Annotated in this window: 13 protein-coding genes; 8 read left to right on the forward strand and 5 right to left on the reverse strand. The window is 62.0% G+C overall.

Annotated elements, in window-relative coordinates; genetic code table 11:
* Nucleotide 1 precedes the first annotated feature (1 nt).
* Nucleotides 2-715, reverse strand: coding sequence for a glutathione binding-like protein (locus tag ACE3TA_RS07795; RefSeq protein ID WP_374572237.1), 714 nt, complete (start codon nucleotides 713-715; stop codon nucleotides 2-4).
* Nucleotides 716-824: 109 nt separating this feature from the next.
* Entirely contained in the window at nucleotides 825-1,493 is a 669-nt protein-coding gene (locus ACE3TA_RS07800; protein WP_374572238.1) for a TetR/AcrR family transcriptional regulator, read from the reverse strand.
* 290 nt (nucleotides 1,494-1,783) lie between these two features.
* On the opposite strand from ACE3TA_RS07800, the gene ACE3TA_RS07805 reads away from it, so the two are divergent.
* The 5 genes from ACE3TA_RS07805 to ACE3TA_RS07825 all read left to right on the forward strand — a co-directional run bounded on the left by ACE3TA_RS07805 (nucleotide 1,784) and on the right by ACE3TA_RS07825 (nucleotide 10,596).
* Nucleotides 1,784-3,340 (forward strand): class I adenylate-forming enzyme family protein, encoded by a 1,557-nt coding sequence (locus ACE3TA_RS07805; protein ID WP_374572240.1) that lies wholly within the window; start codon nucleotides 1,784-1,786, stop codon nucleotides 3,338-3,340.
* A 220-nt stretch (nucleotides 3,341-3,560) separates the two neighbouring features.
* Nucleotides 3,561-5,765, forward strand: a complete 2,205-nt coding sequence (locus ACE3TA_RS07810; protein WP_374572242.1) for a TonB-dependent receptor — start codon at nucleotides 3,561-3,563, stop codon at nucleotides 5,763-5,765.
* A gap of 9 nt (nucleotides 5,766-5,774) precedes the next feature.
* A complete protein-coding gene (locus tag ACE3TA_RS07815; protein ID WP_374572244.1) occupies nucleotides 5,775-6,503 on the forward strand; it encodes a nitroreductase in 729 nt (242 codons plus the stop codon).
* A gap of 719 nt (nucleotides 6,504-7,222) precedes the next feature.
* Nucleotides 7,223-9,535, forward strand: coding sequence for a TonB-dependent receptor (locus ACE3TA_RS07820; RefSeq protein WP_374572246.1), 2,313 nt, complete (start codon nucleotides 7,223-7,225; stop codon nucleotides 9,533-9,535).
* A 170-nt stretch (nucleotides 9,536-9,705) separates the two neighbouring features.
* Complete coding sequence (locus ACE3TA_RS07825; RefSeq protein WP_374572248.1) at nucleotides 9,706-10,596, forward strand: TetR/AcrR family transcriptional regulator; 891 nt, start codon at nucleotides 9,706-9,708, stop codon at nucleotides 10,594-10,596.
* Here the strand turns inward: ACE3TA_RS07825 and ACE3TA_RS07830 are convergent.
* Complete coding sequence (locus tag ACE3TA_RS07830; RefSeq protein WP_374572250.1) at nucleotides 10,583-11,191, reverse strand: TetR/AcrR family transcriptional regulator; 609 nt, start codon at nucleotides 11,189-11,191, stop codon at nucleotides 10,583-10,585. The two genes, ACE3TA_RS07825 and ACE3TA_RS07830, sit on opposite strands and share 14 nt — an antisense overlap.
* A 261-nt stretch (nucleotides 11,192-11,452) precedes the next feature.
* Here ACE3TA_RS07830 and ACE3TA_RS07835 point away from each other — a divergent pair, with 261 nt between their 5' ends.
* The 3 genes from ACE3TA_RS07835 to ACE3TA_RS07845 are packed head-to-tail and all read left to right on the forward strand — an operon-like array spanning nucleotide 11,453 to nucleotide 15,953.
* Entirely contained in the window at nucleotides 11,453-12,742 is a 1,290-nt protein-coding gene (locus ACE3TA_RS07835) for a spinster family MFS transporter (RefSeq protein WP_374572252.1), read from the forward strand.
* Nucleotides 12,743-12,750: 8 nt separating this feature from the next.
* Nucleotides 12,751-15,150 carry a CaiB/BaiF CoA transferase family protein gene (locus ACE3TA_RS07840; protein ID WP_374572254.1) on the forward strand — a complete coding sequence of 800 codons (2,400 nt, stop codon included), beginning with the start codon at nucleotides 12,751-12,753 and terminating at the stop codon, nucleotides 15,148-15,150.
* On the forward strand, nucleotides 15,147-15,953 hold the full coding sequence (locus tag ACE3TA_RS07845; protein WP_374572256.1) for an enoyl-CoA hydratase/isomerase family protein: 807 nt from the start codon (nucleotides 15,147-15,149) through the stop codon (nucleotides 15,951-15,953). Before ACE3TA_RS07840 ends, ACE3TA_RS07845 begins: the two co-directional genes overlap by 4 nt.
* Before the next feature lie 432 nt (nucleotides 15,954-16,385).
* On the opposite strand, the gene ACE3TA_RS07850 is transcribed toward ACE3TA_RS07845, so the two are convergent.
* On the reverse strand, nucleotides 16,386-17,201 hold the full coding sequence (locus tag ACE3TA_RS07850; protein ID WP_374572258.1) for an SDR family NAD(P)-dependent oxidoreductase: 816 nt from the start codon (nucleotides 17,199-17,201) through the stop codon (nucleotides 16,386-16,388).
* A gap of 47 nt (nucleotides 17,202-17,248) precedes the next feature.
* Nucleotides 17,249-18,037, reverse strand: coding sequence for an SDR family NAD(P)-dependent oxidoreductase (locus tag ACE3TA_RS07855; protein ID WP_374572261.1), 789 nt, complete (start codon nucleotides 18,035-18,037; stop codon nucleotides 17,249-17,251).
* Nucleotides 18,038-18,084 lie beyond the last annotated feature (47 nt).

The raw sequence follows: 18,084 nt of genomic DNA on the forward strand, positions 1-18,084 counted from the left end.
TCTAGGCCTCGCTGGCGGCAGGCGGACCTGCCGCCGTCTGACCGAAAAGGACTTTTCGCGCCTGCGCGTCGTTGACGGTTGGCTGCGTATTGATCGTCTTCGACAGGGCGTAAGCGCGCTTGACGGCCGGGCGCTCTCGGATGTTCTGGCGCCAGCGGGCCAGGTGTGGGAACGCATCGAGGTCCTGACCCTGGACGTCTGGGAGAATCCAGGGGTAGGCGGCGATATCAGCGATCGTGAATTCATCGCCGGCGATGAACTGCCGATCCGCTAAGCGTTGATCCAACACGCCATAGAGCCGATTGGTTTCTTGCGTGTAGCGTTGCATCGCGTAGTCGATGCGCTCGGGCGCGTAGTGCAAGAAGTGGTGCGTCTGACCGGCCATGGGCCCGAGCCCTGCAGCCTGCCAGAAGAGCCACTGCAGGGTCTCATGTCGTCCCCGGAGCGTCTTGGGCAGCAGACTGCCTGTCTTTTCCGCGAGGTAGAGCAGGATCTCGCCTGACTCGAACAGGGCGATCGGCGCGCGCCCGTCGTCGGGCGCGTCATCGACGATTGCTGGAATTCGGTTGTTGGGGGCGATCTGCAGGAAGTGAGCCGCGAACTGTTCCCCGCGGCTGATGTTCACCGGCACGATCTTGTACGGGGTCCCCGTCTCCTCGAGGAAGATCGTGATCTTGTGGCCGTTGGGTGTGGTCCAATAGTAGAGCTCGATCATGTCAGCCTCGCTGGCGGGCGCAGCGGACGTCGCCCGCGCAGCACAAGACCTGCGCGTCGATTGACCTAAGAGTCAATAGGGTGGTCTAGAAAGTCAGTTTTCCATATATTTAGGTTGCGCGGGCGGTCACCGATTTTCGACGTCCTGGCGCAGGGTTGGCTGCGGACACGCCGGTGTTCGCCAGGCCGCCCAGGAGGATGTCGACCACGCCGTCGGCGATCTGCTCGTTCGTCAGTCTGCCTTTGGGGGAATACCAGCGCGGGATCGCGTTCACCGCCCCAAGGAAGGTGAAGACCGCCAACTTCGCGTCGACCGGCCTTAGCGAGCCGTCCGCGACGCCTTCCTCCAGGAGGGCGACAAACCGTCGCTCGTGTTCATCGCGCCGCTGAACAATTTCCTTGCGATGGTTCGGCTTCAGGCCATCGATTTCGGTGATTACGCCACAAGCCCCGAGTTCGTCGTGCAAGACAGCAATGTAATTGCGCAAGGTGGATCGCAACTTCGATGCGCCGTCGGCCCCTTCGTGGGCTCCGACTTCGAAGGCCTGCTCGGCGATATCCATCGCCACCTTGTGACATTCGTATAGAATTTCTTCCTTGTCGGTGACGTAGTTATAGAGCGTCCCTTTGGACACCTTGAGCGACTTGGCGACGTCCTCGAGTGATGAGTTGTGGTAACCGCGCCGGCTGAAAATGCGCCCTGACTCGCGGATCACGGCCTCGCGCTTCAGTCTGTTGATCTCGTCGCTCGTGTTGAGCGCGTTCTTCCATCGGGCCATAGGTTCTCAAATCACTCGTGAAAAAAACGTTGTTGGGGCGGCGTGTTCGCTCATCCATGCGCCGCCCCCGACGCCCCTCATATGACCTGAAAGTCATTCAAATGTCCACCCAGGGCAGTCATGGCCGAAGCCGACAGCGCCCTGCGTCGGCGAAACTCGGTTGACTTTGAAGTCAGATAGTTGAACGAATGTGCCAGGTCGCGGGCTTCGCCTGCTTGTCCCGGCGGATGGGACGCTCCTCCCTGAGCGGCGGGGCTCGCGGCCGGACCGATGGGGATGCGAGGTAAGGCGTGCTGGCGATCGACTTTCTGGACCGGGGGGCAGCGCGCTACCCAGACAATACGCTCGTCTCGGGGGGCGGGGTTTCATACAGCTATTCGCAGATGGCTGAGGCGTCGCGCCGGCTTGCGGCGAGTCTGCTTCGGGAGGGCCTTGCGGCGGGAGATCGCGTTGCGATTCTATCGCCGAACCATCCGATGGTTTTCTGCTGCCAGTATGGAATTCTGCGCGCGCGAGGCGTGTGTGCGCCGATGAACTATCGAAACCGCCCTGATGAATCTCTGCTTCAGGCGCGCGTCCAGGACATCAGGTTGGTGTTCTTTCACAGCTCGCTCCTGGATCACGCTAAGCTCCTGGCGGAGGATGAAAGCTGCGCTCGGCGATTGATTTGCATGGACATGGCGATCCCCGGGTTCGAGAGCCTCGAGCGATGGCTGTCGCCGCTATATGGGGCGGTCGATCCGCTTCCTGAGGGGCGGCCGGACGATCCGGTCTTCATCCTGACCACAAGTGGAACGACCGGAACGCCGAAGGGAGTCGTGCATACGAATCGAAGCTTCGAGGCGGCCGTAGCGAACTGCAACATGGTTCTGCCGTTCGAGAAGCCGCCCCGCCATTTGGTGGTGGCGCCTCTCGCGCATGCTGCGGGGGTCTATCACTGGACCCTGCTTGCGCTCGGCGCCGAGAATATTCTGGCGCCATCGGCAGATCCCGAACTGGTCGCCAGAATGATAGAGGAGGAGGCGATTTCGGTCGTCTTCCTTCCTCCGACACTCATCTACATGATGCTCTCGGCCGACGGCGCGCGTGGGAGAGACTACAGCTCATTGCGCTACGTCGTCTACGGAGCGGCGCCGATGTCCGTGACCAAGCTGCGCGAGGCAGCGGCGTTGTTTGGGCCGGTGATGACTCAGTTCTACGGGCAGAGCGAAGCGTTGCTGATGGCTACGGTTCTGACCGCCAAGGATCATGCCGAGATCCTCGCTGATCCCGCGCTGGCGCACAGGATCGCCGCAGCTGGGCGCGAGTCGCCGCTCGCTCGGGTGGAGATCATGGGGGAGGGCGGAGCGCTGCTGCCGCCAGGCGCGGAGGGGGAAATCGTCATCAGGAGCGAAATCCTGCTGTCGCACTATCACGACAATCCGCAGGCCACGGAGGCTGCCCGCGCATTCGGCTGGCATCATACGGGAGACATCGGTGTGAAGGACGCCGATGGCTATGTCTATGTCGTGGACCGCAAGAGCGACATGATCGTGAGCGGCGCATATAATCTCTACCCCGGCGAGATCGAGCAGGCCGTACTGGCCCACCCCATGATCCAGAACTGCGCCGTCGTCGGCGTGCCTGACGACAAGTGGGGCGAGGCGGTGCTGGCCGCGGTCGAGCTCAAGCCGGGATGCGCGCTCGACAGTGTGGAGTTCCTCGCCTTCTGCAAGGCCCAGCTCGGAAGCCTGAAGGCGCCCAAGAGCGTCGACATCTGGCCGAGCATCCCGCGCAACGTCGCTGGCAAGACCCTGCGCCGCGAGGTGCGTGCGCGTTACTGGCAGGGTCGCGACCGCGCGATTTAGCAGAACCCTATCCGCACTTCGGCGGCCGTAGCGCCCTCGCGTGCCTGCGCGCATGGCGCGCGGCGAAGCCCCGGTGTAACTCTGCGTATAGAAAGAATGACTTTAGAGTCAGAAAACTGTTGACGTAAGTCAGTCACGGGAATAGTGGTTTCGTCGCACTCGTCGAAAGGGCGGGGTGGAGGGCGATCGCTCTCCCAGCCAAGGATACATAAAGGGGGAAATGAACGTGCGACTTCGGATGATCATGCTTTGCGGCGCCGCGTCGATCGTGGCGGGCCCCACCTGGGCGCAGTCGGCGGTCGGCGATGATGCGGCGAACGGGCCCCAGCTCGAGGAGCTGGTGGTGACCGCTCAGAAACGCTCTGAGACGCTGCAGAAGGTGCCGATCACGGTGGCGGTCGTTACTGAGCGCGAAGTCGCAGCGGCCGGCGCCACCAGCACGCTTGACCTGGCAAGGTTGGTGCCGGGGTTCGTCGCCAACAAGAACCTGGGCAACGGCATCGTCTATCTGCGCGGCGTCGGGCAGTCGACAGCGATCACCGGCGGCGCTGAGTCGCCTGTGGCCACCTACATTGATGGCGTTTACGTGAGCACGCCGGCCGCCGGCGTGTTCAATCTCAACAACATCGAGCAGATCTCGGTCCTGAAGGGGCCGCAGGGAACCCTGTTCGGCCGAAACACGACCGGCGGCGTGGTTCAGGTCGTGACCCGTGATCCCGGTCGTGAGTTCGGCGGCCGCGCTGAAGTCGGCTATGCGAGCTACAACACCCTTAGCGGCCGACTCTACGTCAACAAGCCGCTGACGGATGAGCTTTCAACCAACTTCGCGATCGCCGGTAAGAATCGAGCCACCGGCTATGTCCGCAATGTCTACACCGGCAATCGGGTGCTGGAGGAGACTTCCTACACCCTGCAGAACAAGTGGCGCTGGACTCCTACGGAAAGGACAGACGTTGTTCTCGACCTCATCTACGACCGCTACAGCGGCGGTGAGGGCGCCAATCTTCAGATCGCGCCAGGCGCCCTGGCGCCCGACCAGGTGACCACCTTCCTCGGATCGCGCAAGGTGTCGGCCCGGGTCGACGGAACGAGTACGTCGCGTTTTTCCATCGGCGCTTTGAAAGTGCGCCAGGATCTCGATTGGGCGATCCTGTCTGGTAACGTGGCCATAAGCGCGTTCCATCAGAACCTGTTGTTCGCTCAGACCTCGACGTCGGGACTTCCCAATCCGGGAAACTTTCCCGCCACGATCCTGAGGACGCCCGCCGCCATCGATACTCGATCAGCCGAGATCCAGTTGCAGGCCCCGAGCGGGCAGGATTTCCAGTGGATCGTTGGCGGCTTCTATCTGGACGACAACAACGACTATTCCCTGATCAACTACCAGGACGAAGTGTTCGCGGCCTCGATCAACGCGATCATTCACACCAAATCCTACGCGGCCTACACCCAAGCGACGAAAACGGTGTTCGAGGGCACGCGCCTCACCGCAGGGCTTCGCTATACCCACGATGAGAAGCGGATAGGTGGGATCACCGACAAGGGAGTGGGGCCGGCTCAGACGTTGCCGCCGCAGAAGAGCTGGCAGCGTGTCACCTGGCGGCTCTCGCTCGACCATGATTTCGGCGACAACGTGCTCGGATATGTGTCCTACAACCGCGGCTTCAAGGCTGGGCTCTACAACGCGACATCGTTCGCCAACCCCCCCGTCAATCCGGAAGTGGTGGATGCTTACGAGATTGGCGTGAAGTCACAGCTTATGGACAATCGGCTGCGTCTGAACCTCACCGGTTTTCACTATGACTACAACGACATCCAGCTGAGGACCTCGGTGGCTGTTCCGGTCATCGGGATCTTCACTTACAACGCCGCTAAGGCGAAGATCGACGGCTTCGACGTCGACGTGGCCGCCTTGGTCACTGACAACCTCCGGCTGAACGTCTCGGCGGAGTACCTCGATGCGAAGTACACCGATTTTCCCACTGGTCAGTTCGCGGCGCCCAACCCGCTGCGTTCGATCCCGTCGAACTGTCAGCCAAAGCCGCTAAATAACAAGATCGGCGGCGTGACGACCCTCACTTGCGATCTCAGCGGCTACCGCCTGCAGCGCGCACCGAAGTTCGTAGCCAATATCTCGGGTGAGTACGGCTGGGATACGCGCTTTGGCCGGATGACGCTGAACGCCTCGGACAACTACAATAGCGGCTTCTTCTTCGACTCGGACAATCAACTCAAACAGAAGGCCTATCATCAGGTCTCCGCCTCGCTGAGCCTCACCGCGCCGGACGAAGCCTGGAACGTGAAGGTCTGGGGCACCAACCTCGCCAACGCGGTCGTCTTCGGCTCCGGCGGCGTCTCTTCGTCGTTCTACACGTTGCCCGCGGCACCGCCCATGTACGGCGTGACGTTCGGCACGAAGTTTTAGGGGCGGATGTTGGACGAGGGGACTCCAGCGACGAGCGCGGCTTTCGGCTCACCCATCGGCGTGTCAGCTTCGGCAATCCGTGAATTGGTCGCAGCTCGCCGGTCGGTGCGCGCTTTCCGCGCCGATCCGCCGCCCTTGGACCTCGTGTTGGACGCCCTCATGCAGGCTGGCTGGGCCCCCTCGGGCAGCAACATGCAGCCCTGGCATGCTCACGTGGTTATGGGGCATGCTATCGCCGATCTGAAGGCCTTGATGCTCGAGCGGTTGGCCGATGCGCCGCAGGGCGAGGGGACGGGTTTTCATTATCCTCGGGAGCTGAAAGCGCCCTACGCACAGCGGCGCTTTCGCAATGGCGAGGAGCTCTATGCCTTGCTGGGCTTGGCGCGCGAGGACAGAGCTGGGCGAAAGCGCCAACTGTACAGGAACTACGACTTTTTCGGCGCTGGCATGGGCGTCTTCCTCTACATCGACCGACAGATGGGCCCCCACTTCTGGATCGACGTTGGCGCCTTCTTGCAAACGTTTCTCCTTGTTCTGAAGGCAAACGGCGTCGACAGCTGCGCGCAGGGAGCCTGGGCGTTCTATGGCCCAAGCGTCTCGCGCTTCCTTGGAGCGGATCGGGCCCACACGCTGCTCTGTGGGATTTCGGTGGGCTATGCGGACCCGAGCGCGCCAGAGAACGGGCTTGTGCCGCAGCGTGCAGCCACGTCGGAGTACGTCCGTATCCACGGCGGCTGATCGTGGCTGCGGTCGCCGGCTGAGCACGCCTGCCGCAGAGGCCGGTCATATGCCGCCAGGCCGAAGCCCTCGTCAGGTCGTGTCGAAACTAGGCGCATTAGATGAGCGCGCGCGCTGAGAGACCAACAGGCCTTGCAGTAAAGGCGGGCTAACGGGCGACAGGTGGCAGGTGCAGGGTGCATGCGCCGACACAGTGATGATGGTGGTCGCCGCCACGCAAATTACGCCCAAGTTGAGCGCGGCCCTATTGCGCGACATGTTGATGGCGGTAGATCTCACCTGACTGATGCCTGCGTGTCGCTAAGGAGATTCCTGTCCGACCGCCTAAGAAATCTTTGAGCTTTCGAAGTCGCCGTGGCGTTTGTCACTGATGCTGTGGTTACCGTCGCTCCAAGGGGCCAATGCGAACGTCTTTTCGGTGGTGTTTGTTGTTGCCGCGGGGCCTGCGGAATTTCAGATGGGCGAGCGACGGTCGCGTCATTGATCAATTCGGCCGCTGACTGATCCCACTCGCCTTCACGTCCCAGGGGCCCGTCGCAGGCCAGTTGGAGCTGCCACGTAGGCGTGCCGGACGCCTGCGTGCAGGTCCTACACGGGGCTCAAACTGCAGGACTTAACTGTACACCAATAGCAATTGACCCGAAAACCAATTATGATAGAGAGGCTCGGCCCGGGAGGAATGGGCAATCAAGAGGGGAAACCCAGTTGAGGGGGAAGCGATGACGAGCAAGCGCCATTTGCTGGCGGGCTGCGCAGCCTGCGCGCTGATAGCCATAGCCTCGAGTTCCACTGCGGCGGCGCAACAGCCGCCGGAGCCGGCCACACACGAGATTGAGACCGTGGTCGTCACTGCGCAGAAGCGGGCGGAGAACGTCCAGGACGTTCCTCTAGCGATCACTGCGGTGAGCGGCGAGAGGCTAGCCGCGGCTCATGTCGATACGCTGCAGGAACTCCGCTACCTGGACCCGAGCGTCAGCTATAGCCAGAGCACGAGTCCGCGAAGCTCCGGATTTCGTATCCGAGGGGTTGGCACGAGTAGCTTTTCAACCGGCATTGAACAGAGCGTTTCGACCGTCGTCGACGGCGTCGTTCTAAGCGACCCTTCGGCCGCACAGAGCCTGCTTGACGTTGATCATGTCGAGATCCTCCGTGGACCTCAAGGCATGCTATTCGGCAAGAACGCATCCGCTGGCGTGGTGTCGATAACGACCCGTAACCCGGTCCTTCAGGAATTCGGCGGCTACGGCAAAGCCGCCGCGGGGGCGCGCGGTGAGGCGCTCGTCCAGGGGGTCGCTAACGTGCCGCTGAGCGAGTCCGCCGCGGTGCGGGTGGGTGCCAGCTATCGCCATCTTGATGCAACTATCAAGAATCGTGTCACCGGAGAAGGCGTCGACACCACCGACATCCGGACCGTTCAGGCCAAGTTGCTCTGGAGGCCGTCCGACAGGTTCAGAGCTATCTTGGCGGGCACCTACTCGTATGCCCCCAATTTCTGTTGTGTCCCGAGTTGGCGTGTGGTCACGCCGGGTTACATCACAGACTATGGAAATAGGCTCTATGGCGTGGTCGCCGGACCAAATAATACTGACACCGCGACGGACTTCCAGCCGGATGGATATAGCAAATCGTACGGCTCCTCCCTTACGTTAGATTTTAGTGTGGGTGACTATGACGTAACGTCAATTACGGGATGGCAGGAATCGCACGGTCGCGCGATCTTCGATGGCGATCAAATGGCGTTCAATTATCTTAGCTACAATGGTTCCGTTCAATCGTATCGAAATAATACACAAGAGTTGCGAATTGCGTCCCCAATCGGTGGGCCATTCGACTTCGTCGCCGGTCTCTATTATTATCAAGCGTGGACAAACGGCACGATCTACCAGATGGGTTATCTTCAGACGTTGACGCCTCCAGCGACCTCGCCCACGCCACAAACGACGCTCCGAAGCAGCGCCCGCGCACAGCACGTCTCTTCGCAAAGCGAGGCGGCCTTCGCCCAGGGCAATTGGCATCCGACAAGGCGTCTGACGCTGATCGGTGGACTTAGATACACCCACGACGATCTTGATCTACTTTACGACAATCAGCCCTTCGCGCCGGGCAGCATCGCAGTGACCAACCCACCCATTTCGGGGCTGCGGCAGTCAGTCACTAACGACAACGTCTCGTGGCGCCTTGGCGCACAGTACGACCTGGCAGCTGACACGATGCTCTACGCGACGGTGAGTTCCGGCTACAAAGGACCGGGCTTCAGCGCCACGACCGTCAGTAGTCCCCAGCAGGATCAGCGCGTCGGCCCGGAAACTTCGCTTTCGTATGAAGCGGGAATTCGTTCCGAGCTGCTCGATCGCCGCTGGCTCGTCAACGCGACCATCTACCATGTCCGCTACAAGGGCTTTCAAGCACAGGTTCAGGACATCAACTCCACGCAGTCGGCAGCTGTGATCAAGAACGCCGGTGATTTGACGACGGCTGGATTCGAACTTTCCAGTCAATACCGGCCTATCCCGGAACTAAACCTCTCGGCTTCCCTGGCTTACACCGATGCAACGTTCGGGGATTTTGCTGGCGTCTCCTGTTACGTCGGTCAGCCCCAACCGCCATGCGGTCCGCCGCCCCTAAACCCATCTTCATCAACCCGCATTTTCAACGCTGAAGGCGAGCGACTACCTGGCACCCCGAAATGGTCCTACTCGCTCGGCGTCAACTATCGCAAGCAATCGCTGGTCGGTGGGCTCACAGGCGACATTTCAGCTGACTGGAACTGGCAAAGCAGCGTGATCTACGCGACCAATGGAGACCCTGGCACCGTACAGGAGGCCTTTGGTTTGCTGGGTGGCGAGATCGGTCTTGGACCCGACGACGAGCGTTGGCGGATTTCCATATTTGGTCGCAATCTGCTGGATGAGCGCTGGGCGGCGGTAATCGGCGCTGCGCCTGTCCAGAGCGCCAATCCGAAAGGATACTACCAATGGTTCAGCCCCGACTCCTTCCGGCGAGTTGGAATTCAGTTTCAAGGGAAATTCTAGACAAGACTGCGGCGCCGGCGGCCTCAAAGTACACCGGCGCCAACACTTCGCCATCGAATTGGCGGTGAGGCAGCGTCGTGGCGTTGACGAAGGTCGGCGCCAGCAACGTGATTTCGTGCCTCGGTCCCTTGGCGGCCAATGGGCTACGGTTGTGAGGATTCAACGTCGCCATGCGCGAAGCAGCTGACGCTATCACCGTAACGCGGGAACAGCTGTTCCAGTTAGTTTGGGATGCGCCCCTGAAGCCGGCCGCGCGCCGGTTCGGGATCAGCGGAACTGGCCTCGCCAAGATTTGTGACCGGTTGCTGATCCCCTCGCCACCGCCCGGGTATTGGCAGAAGCCGGCCTCCGAGCGTCCGCCTCGGCCGCCCTTGACGCCGGGACCGCCGGGTTTTCGCGACCCGATCTCAATCGCGCGGACGCGGTCCCTTTCGCGCCGGCCGCGTACGCGGATGAGCCGGGAGGCCCGGCGCGAGCAGCTCATGGCGATCGCGGCGGACATCGTCGTCGCGGAGGGGATGCATGCTGTCTCGATGAAAATTGTCGCGCGAAGAGCTGGGATCAGCGAAGCGCAAGCCCACAACTGTTTCAGCGGTCTTGTCGACCTTCTGGCGTCGCTCGCAAAACGCGAACTCGCCGCCGTCGACGACAGGAGACGGTCGGAAGTTGATCGAGGTTCGGACGACCTTGCCCGCACTACACTCTCGATCGTGACCTATCTCCATCAGGTGAGCAGGCGAGGCGCGCTGATCCAGACCCTGATCAACAACCCAGACGTAAGGCGGGCCCTGCGTACCGACTATCGATCGCGCAGGGCCGAGACGGCGTCAGCGATTGGCCACCGCTTAGCGGCCACCTATGGCGTTGCGCCCGATATCGCAGTCGTTGCGACGGGCATTTTTTCTGCGATCTCACTGCGGGCCGGCCGCTTGCTGGCACGCCAGAATGCGACGGTGGAAGAGGCGGAACGGCTGACGTTGGCAATCGTTCTGGCTGGCAACCGGGCGGTCTTCGGTCGCAATTCAGAATGGCTGAGGGGCGAGGAAACTAATGGGGTGTGAGCGCTAGCACTGCTTCCCGAACGAGCTTCAGACAAAGCGAGCGGGCGTCGGCCGCGTCAATCTTCTGATCGTGGACCCAACGGCCTGCTTCTTCAGGAATGGTCATGACCAGATTGAGTGCGGTGATCGTCTCGCTAGCAGACAAGTGAAGCTGCTTCCTTGCTAGCCTGGCCATGCGCATCATTGGCCGATCGCGCAGTCGCCGCAACTGCGGGGTCAACCGCTGGCTGGCGTAGGGATCGCGCAAGATTGTATGAAGCAGGGGGCCGTTCAGGGCCGTGTGCTCAAAATAGATCAAGGCGCAGGACTCGGCGACCGACGCGATCTCCTCTCCTTGCGAAGCTTCGTCGATCCCATCGGCATTGAGCGCCTCGAAGTGTTCGAGCAGGATAGCGTTCAGCAGATCGTGCTGGTCGGTGAAATGGGAATAGATCAGCCCCTTGCTGACGCCGATTCGGCGAGCAAGGTCCGCTAGCGAAATCGGCAAGCAGCCTTGTTCTAGGATCATCTTGCTGGCGGCATCCATGAACTGGAAGCGACGCGCCTCCAAACGCGCGGTGCTTCGGCTACCCCCGCTACGTGTCGTCGTCGTCACCCCGACTCCTGCCCAAGCCGCTGTTGCCGGGACTCAATCACTTCGGCGTGCCGCCCCCGGGTCGGTCGACCATGAGACGCCGGTACTCGGAAGTCCAGCCGAACCACGGACCAGAGTTGCGTCCATGTTGACTAAACCGCACACCAATGTAAGTTCGCGATCGCTCTACGGGCTTGTGTTTCGAGGCCCTTCGTCTTGGGAGGCTGGATGTCGGCTATAGATCACACGGCGGAGGGGGGGCTGCGGGATGGAGCGCCAAGTTTGCGATATCGCACCTATGTCTTCGTCTTGCTCATGCTCGTTTGCCTGCTTGGCTATCTGGACCGGCAGGTAATCAACATCCTCGCAGAGTCGATCCGAACAGAATTCAATCTGAAAGATTGGCAGATCGGCGCTCTAACGGGACTGGCGTTCGCCCTGCTCTACAGCGGCTTGAGTATTCCCCTGGCCCGCCTCGCCGATCGCACGCGCCGATCTCCGGTCATCATCGTCTCGCTGGCGGTCTGGAGCCTGTTCACCATGACCTGCGGCCTGGCCCAGAACGCGGTGCAACTCGCGCTTTCTAGAATCCTTGTGGGCTGCGGCGAAGCAGGTGGAACGCCCAATGCCCACGCGCTGGTGGCGACCTATGCGCCCCCGGAAAAGCGAACCCGAGCCTTGGCGTTGTATTCACTGGGCATGCCGCTGGGCGGCCTTTTCGGCCTCCTGATCGGTGGCGTCGTGTTGGACCATTTTGGCTGGAGGGCTGCATTTCTAGTCGCCGGGGCGCCCGGACTTCCACTAGCGCTTGTGGCTTGGCTAACCCTCCGTGACCCTCCCACGCGCGCTCTCGATGACGGCGCTCAAGCGCTCGGGACCGCACCGGCGCTTCGGATGCTGGCGCGCAACCGATCCTTCGTGCTCTTGGCGATGGGCGGTGCGATGGTCGCTTTCGTCAACTACGGACAGGCGGCTTTCTTAGCCGCGTTCTTCTTCCGCAACCATCATGACGGCCTCACCGAATTGGCGGTCTTCTGGAACCAGCTCGCCGGTTGGTCCGTCGGACCCGCCGGCGCACTTGGGCTGGCCTTGGGGTTCGCTGCAGGGGGAGGGGGCGTTGTCGGTATGCTCTTGGGGGGGCTGATCACGGATTGGGGCGTGAAGCGCGACATCCGGGCCTATGTCGACGTGCAGGCGCTGGCGGGTTTGGCGCGGATTCCGTGCTTCCTCTGTGTCGTTTTCGCCACCGATATCTGGCTGGCTCTGGGCGCGAGTCTGGCGCACCAGATTTTCACTTCGATGGCCGCTCCGCCCGCCTACGCCAGCGTGCAAGGGCTGGTCCCGGAAAGCCTCCGCTCTACGGCGTCGTCGGTCTTCAATTTTGGACTGACCGCCATCGGACTCGGATTTGGCGCCCTTTGTATCGGCTTGGCCAGCGACACGCTTTCGCATTGGCTGGGTCCGAACGAGGGCCTTCGGTGGGCGCTCGCGTGCAGCGAAGCCATTCTCCTGTGCGCTGCACTGACGATCTACGCTGCCAGACACTCGTTCGCGGAGGATACAGTCAGTTGAGCGCGTCCATGTCCCCGCCGCTGTCCGGATTTCGGATCCTCGACGCTAGCACCTCGATCGCCGGGCAATATTGCGCGCGCCTGTTTGCGGACATGGGCGCAGACGTTGTGCTTGTCGAACCACTCGAAGGTTCGGCGACGCGCCAGATTGGCCCATTCGCGGCCAAAGCATCTCCGCCCAGTCACTCCTTTCTCTTCCGGCATATTAACCGTGGCAAGACCAGCCTCGCGGCGGACATGAACTCGGAGGGGGACCGAGGGCTTGTTTGCCAGTTGGCTGAGCAGGCCGACGTGATCGTCCTGGACGGCGCTAGGCAATCTGACTTCGTTTCAACGATTTCGCTCGACCACGCCGTGGTCTGCGCGATTTCGGATTTCGGCGAAGCCGGCCCCTATCGGGACTGGATCGGGACGGAGATCATACATCAGGCCCTGAGTGGAGTGATGGACGTCACCGGCCGACCCGACGGCTACCCGCTATACGGGGTCGGGAACAGGAGCGCCTACGCCGCAGGCGTGAGCGCCTACATCACGTGCCTGGCGGCCATCCAGGCTCGCGACAGCACCGGAAGTGGGCAGCGTGTTGAGGTCAGCGTCGCTGAGACGGCCGCTTCAATGGGCCAGAATCTCGTCTCCCAGTATTCGTACAGTACGACCTATGCGACACGGCAGCGCTATCCGGGCATGTTAGCGCAGCTGCAATGTCGAGATGGCTGGCTGGTCCTTTTCGCGCTACGAGGCTGGCGACACATCTGCGAGACGTTCGGGATACCTGAAGCCGCAAACGATCCGCGTTTCTCGAGCGTAAGCGCGCTGCGACGGAATTGGTCTGCGGCGATCGCGCTGCTGGCGCCGAGGGCGCAGGCGGCGTCAGCGCACGAGCTTGTCGATCAGCTGCAGGCAGCCAAGATCAGTTCCGCTTGCGCGCTTTCGCTGCCCGATCTCCTCACATGTGAGCATTATCGAGCAAGGAAGTTTTGGCGCCAGATCCGCTCCGGAGACGGAACCGAATTTGCATTGGGGCCCATCTTCCGTGTCGCGACTGAGGCGGAAATCCGGCCGGCGCCAACGATCGGCAGCGCCGCGGCCATGGACTGGCCACCTGCAACCGCCCGTCCAGCGGCGCCCAGCCCGGGCTTAAAATCCGCCGCTCCCCTTTCGGGCATTCGCGTGCTGGATTTCACGCTAGCCTGGGCGGGACCGATGGCGACACGCTCGCTAGCTTTCCTCGGCGCTGACGTCATTAAGATCGAGAATGCGCTTCAGCTGGATTCCTGGCGTGGACCTGCGAGCGAGATCGCCGATCCCAATGTCTATCCCGATCGTGTCGGAGGACAGAAACCGTATGATCGTCATTCGTGGTTCAACACCCAGAACCATGACAAACGCTCAATTTCACTCAATCTCAAGCATCCCAAGGGTCAGGAGATAGCTCGCCGGCTTGCGGAATGCTGCGATGTGGTGGTGGCCAATTTCTCACCGCGTACGCTTGACCGACTCGGGCTGGGCTATGGCGACCTCTCGAAGGCTAACCCGCAACTGGTGATGGTAGAGATGCCGGCCTTCGGAAACACCGGTCCGTGGTCCTCGCATGTCGGGATGGGCAAGACCATGGAGGCGGCCGCCGGCATGGCGAGCCTGATCGGCTACGGCGATGGCGAGCCGATCCTGACTGGCCCGGCTTATCTCGATCCGATTGGCGGCCTGCACGGAGCTGCGGCGGTGCTGACCGCTCTGGCGCAGCGCAATCGCACGGGCAAGGGGCTCTATGTGGAGGTCGCCCAGGTCGAGGCGGCGATGCATTGGATCGGAGAGTACATCTTGCAGGCGGCCGCGGACGGCGAAACGTTCCAGCCTTCGGGGAATTCGCGGGAGGGCGTATTCCCTCACGGCGCATTCCCCTGTGCTGGAAATGATCAGTGGATTGCAATCGCGGTTCTCTCGGATCGGCAGTGGCGCTCGCTCGTCGATCTTACTCGACTCGCTGCGCTCGCCGACCCAGCGTTCGACACGCTGGAAGGCCGCATCGCCCAATCATCTTCAATAGCTGAAGCGCTCTCGTCGTGGACCCAAAACTTCGACAAGCATGATCTCGCCTTCACGCTCCAGGCCGCAGGCGTCCCAGCGGCCCCGGTGAATTCCGGCGGCGATGTCTTCCGTGATCCCGCCCTGCGCACTAGCGGCTTTATACAGGCGCTTCGACACCCAGATGCTGGTGTGCGGGAGTATCCCGGACTGCCCTACCGGCTACACCAGACACCTGGGAGGATTCGTCGCCCCGCGCCCCGGTTCGCCGAACACACAGATGAAGTTTTGGCGAGCCTGCTAGGCCTATCTACAACAGAAATCGACGCGCTGGTCGCCCTGGGCGCCGCGGCGCGAACGCCAAATGCAAGGCCGCGCGTATGACCCAGGAAGGCTTCGACGACATTTCCCTGACGGTTGATCAAGGCGTTGCAACGATAAGCCTTAGGCGGCCAGAGCGCCTCAACGCCCTTACCTTTCCCATGATCGCCGAGATCAATAGGGCGATCGGGATCTGCGCCGCAGATGGCTCGACGAAATGTCTCGTGCTCTGCGGCGAAGGTGATGCATTCAGTGCCGGCGACAACATCAAAGGCATGGGTGCGACGGCGTACAAGACAGACCCGCTAATGCGGATGCGCGAGGCGAGTTATGTCTCAATCGTACGCAATCTGCGAGCCCTCGACGTGCCTGTCGTCACCGTGGGGCACGGCTTTGTTCTGGGAGCTGGGCTCGAAGTCTTTATGGCCGGTGACATTCGACTAGTCCATGCCGAGGCCAAGCTGGGCATCCCGTTCATTAAGCTTGGGCTGGCCGGGGGCTGCTATCAGTTGCCCCGGTTGGTCGGCCTCACCAAGGCAACTGCCATGCTGTTCTCGGGAGAACCGATCGCTGGAACGGAGGCTGTCGCCTACGGGCTCGCGACCGAGAGCGCCTACACGATGGAGGAATTGAACGATCGGCTCGCGGGGTGGACGGAGCTGCTTTCTCGGCGGCCGACTCGGTCGATCGGCCTCATGAAGCGCGCTCTCTACACTTGTTACGAGCGAAACTATGACGCCGCGATCGAGATCGCGACGCTGAACCTACTCACTTGCACGCTCAACGGCGATCGGGAGGCGGGGGTTGCGGCTTGGCTTCAAAGCCGCTCGCCGAATGGGCGCCAAACCGCCCGTGACGAGAGTTGAGGCGAACGGTGAGCCTCTACAACCCGCCAGCTTGATGGCTTTGGTGGAGGCTTGAGCGCCGGGCCGTTGTGATGTTGGCCAGTCCCAATAGAAGTGGGGGTGCGGGAAGTTGGGCGTAACCATTACCCCGTGCAAGACGCTGACGCTGGCCCAGTCCACTTAAGGTGCGACGAAATACGGGATCAGGCGCCTGATCGCGATGCTGAAGGTGAGCAGGTATGCTTGACGACCAAGTCGCGCCAAACCAGGCGACGTTGATGCGAATGGTCGCCCAGACAATATGCGCGCACTTGAGTCGTGCCTCGCTAGAAGCGTTCGACTCAATGTGACGTGATGATGTGGACGACCGCCTGGACGCCAACAACTTGATGAGACGGATGAGCTCGGCCCCTTTAGGTTCGCCCCAGTTCGCTTGACCTTGGTGTCGAGACGCTAGGATCCGGTCGCTGCTGCGGGACGACGTGGCTGGTAACCGGCGGTGATCCCCCCATCTACGGCAAGTTCAGCCCCCGTCATGTAGCTGGACGCGTCTGAGGCTAGAAACAACACCACTTCTGCGATTTCCTCGGCGCGCCCAGCGCGCCCCATTGGCGCGTCTCGCGCGCCGATGCGGTTGACGTTTGCCGTGCGGGCGCCGTTTGTGTCCGGCCGCCGCAGGAGGCCGTCCCAGAGGGGGGTGTCGACGACACCGGGATGGACGCTGTTGACCCGAACTACAGGCTGATCGGAGTACTCGAGGGCGACGGACCGGCTAAAGAGCCGCACGCCCCCCTTGGAGGCGCAGTATCCGGCGGCGCCAGGCGATCCCTGCAGGCCCGCCACGGACGAGATGATGACCACGCTGCCGCCACCGCCGCGTCGCATCAGACCGACGCAGCTCTTCACAGATAGGAACACACCATCGAGGTTGATGGCGTTCTGACGTCTCCAATCGGCCAGCGACATCTGCTCAGTGGGGCCAAAGATCGCGATGCCGGCGTTGGCCACCAGTACGTCGAGCCGGTGGAACCGTCGCTCAATCTGCTCAACCGCCGTGCGCCAACTCTCCTCATCGGTGACGTCCAGGCGAACAAAGGCGCTGACATGGCCTTGCGCGGCGAGTTCGGCGACGAGCGCCTCGCCGCCTTTGACGTCAACATCGGCGATCACGACCGCCGAACCCTCACCAGCAAGCGCCATGGCGCTGGCCGCGCCAATGCCCGACGCACCGCCCGTGACGAGCGCGACCTTCCCCTCAACACGTCCCATAGCGTTGTTCCCCTGCTTAGATTGTTTGGTCCTAGGCGATGCTGTGTTCAGGACGAGACTGAATATCCGCCGTTTACGGGATAGGTCTGCGCGGTGATCCAGCTGGCCGCGTCGGAGGCCAAGAACAGGATCATATTGGCGGCGTCGTCGGGTTCACCGAACCGGCGGATCACGTACGCTTTCAACATCTGCTTGATGTGTTCGGCGTCCGGCATGAGGTCGGCGACCCCGGGTGTGTTCACGCCGGCGAGCGCAACGCAGTTTGCTGTAATCTGACCGCGGCCCACCGCTTTGGCCAGGGCGCGCATGAAGCCCGCGGCGCCGGCTTTCGCCCCGGAATAGACCGCCAAATGAGGCTCGCCAACGCGACCGGCGTCAGAGATCACTGTGATGATGCGGCCGTACTTGCGCGCCATCATCCCTGGCGTTGCGGCGCGGCAGCAGTTGAGCACGCCGTAGAAGTTGGTCCCCATCCAGTTGCTCCACTCCTGCGGGCCCGTCTCCCAGAACGGCTTTGATTCGGCAGGGCTTTGAGTGGGACCGGCGTTCCCGGCGTTGTTCACCAGCAGATCGATCGCGCCGATCTGGGCGCTGATGTCGGTGAACATCCGCTGCACGGCGTCATAGTCGGTCACGTCGCAGGGAGCGGCGATCGCGCGCGCCCCGAGAGCCTGGACTTCGGCGGCGACCGCTTGCGCACGCTCGGCGTAGAAGTCGTTTACGACCACAACGCCCGCATTGTGCGCCGCGAATTGCAGCGCCACTTGCCGGCCTACGCCCTGCCCAGCGCCGGTGACAAGCGCGTTCCGCCCCTTCAGGTCCAAGATGTCGCCCATGTGGAGATCTTCTGTCCTTTTCATCGTCATTCGAGGTGACGACGAGA

This window comes from Phenylobacterium sp. (genome assembly GCF_041916435.1).
Classification (GTDB): Bacteria; Pseudomonadota; Alphaproteobacteria; order Caulobacterales; family Caulobacteraceae; genus Phenylobacterium.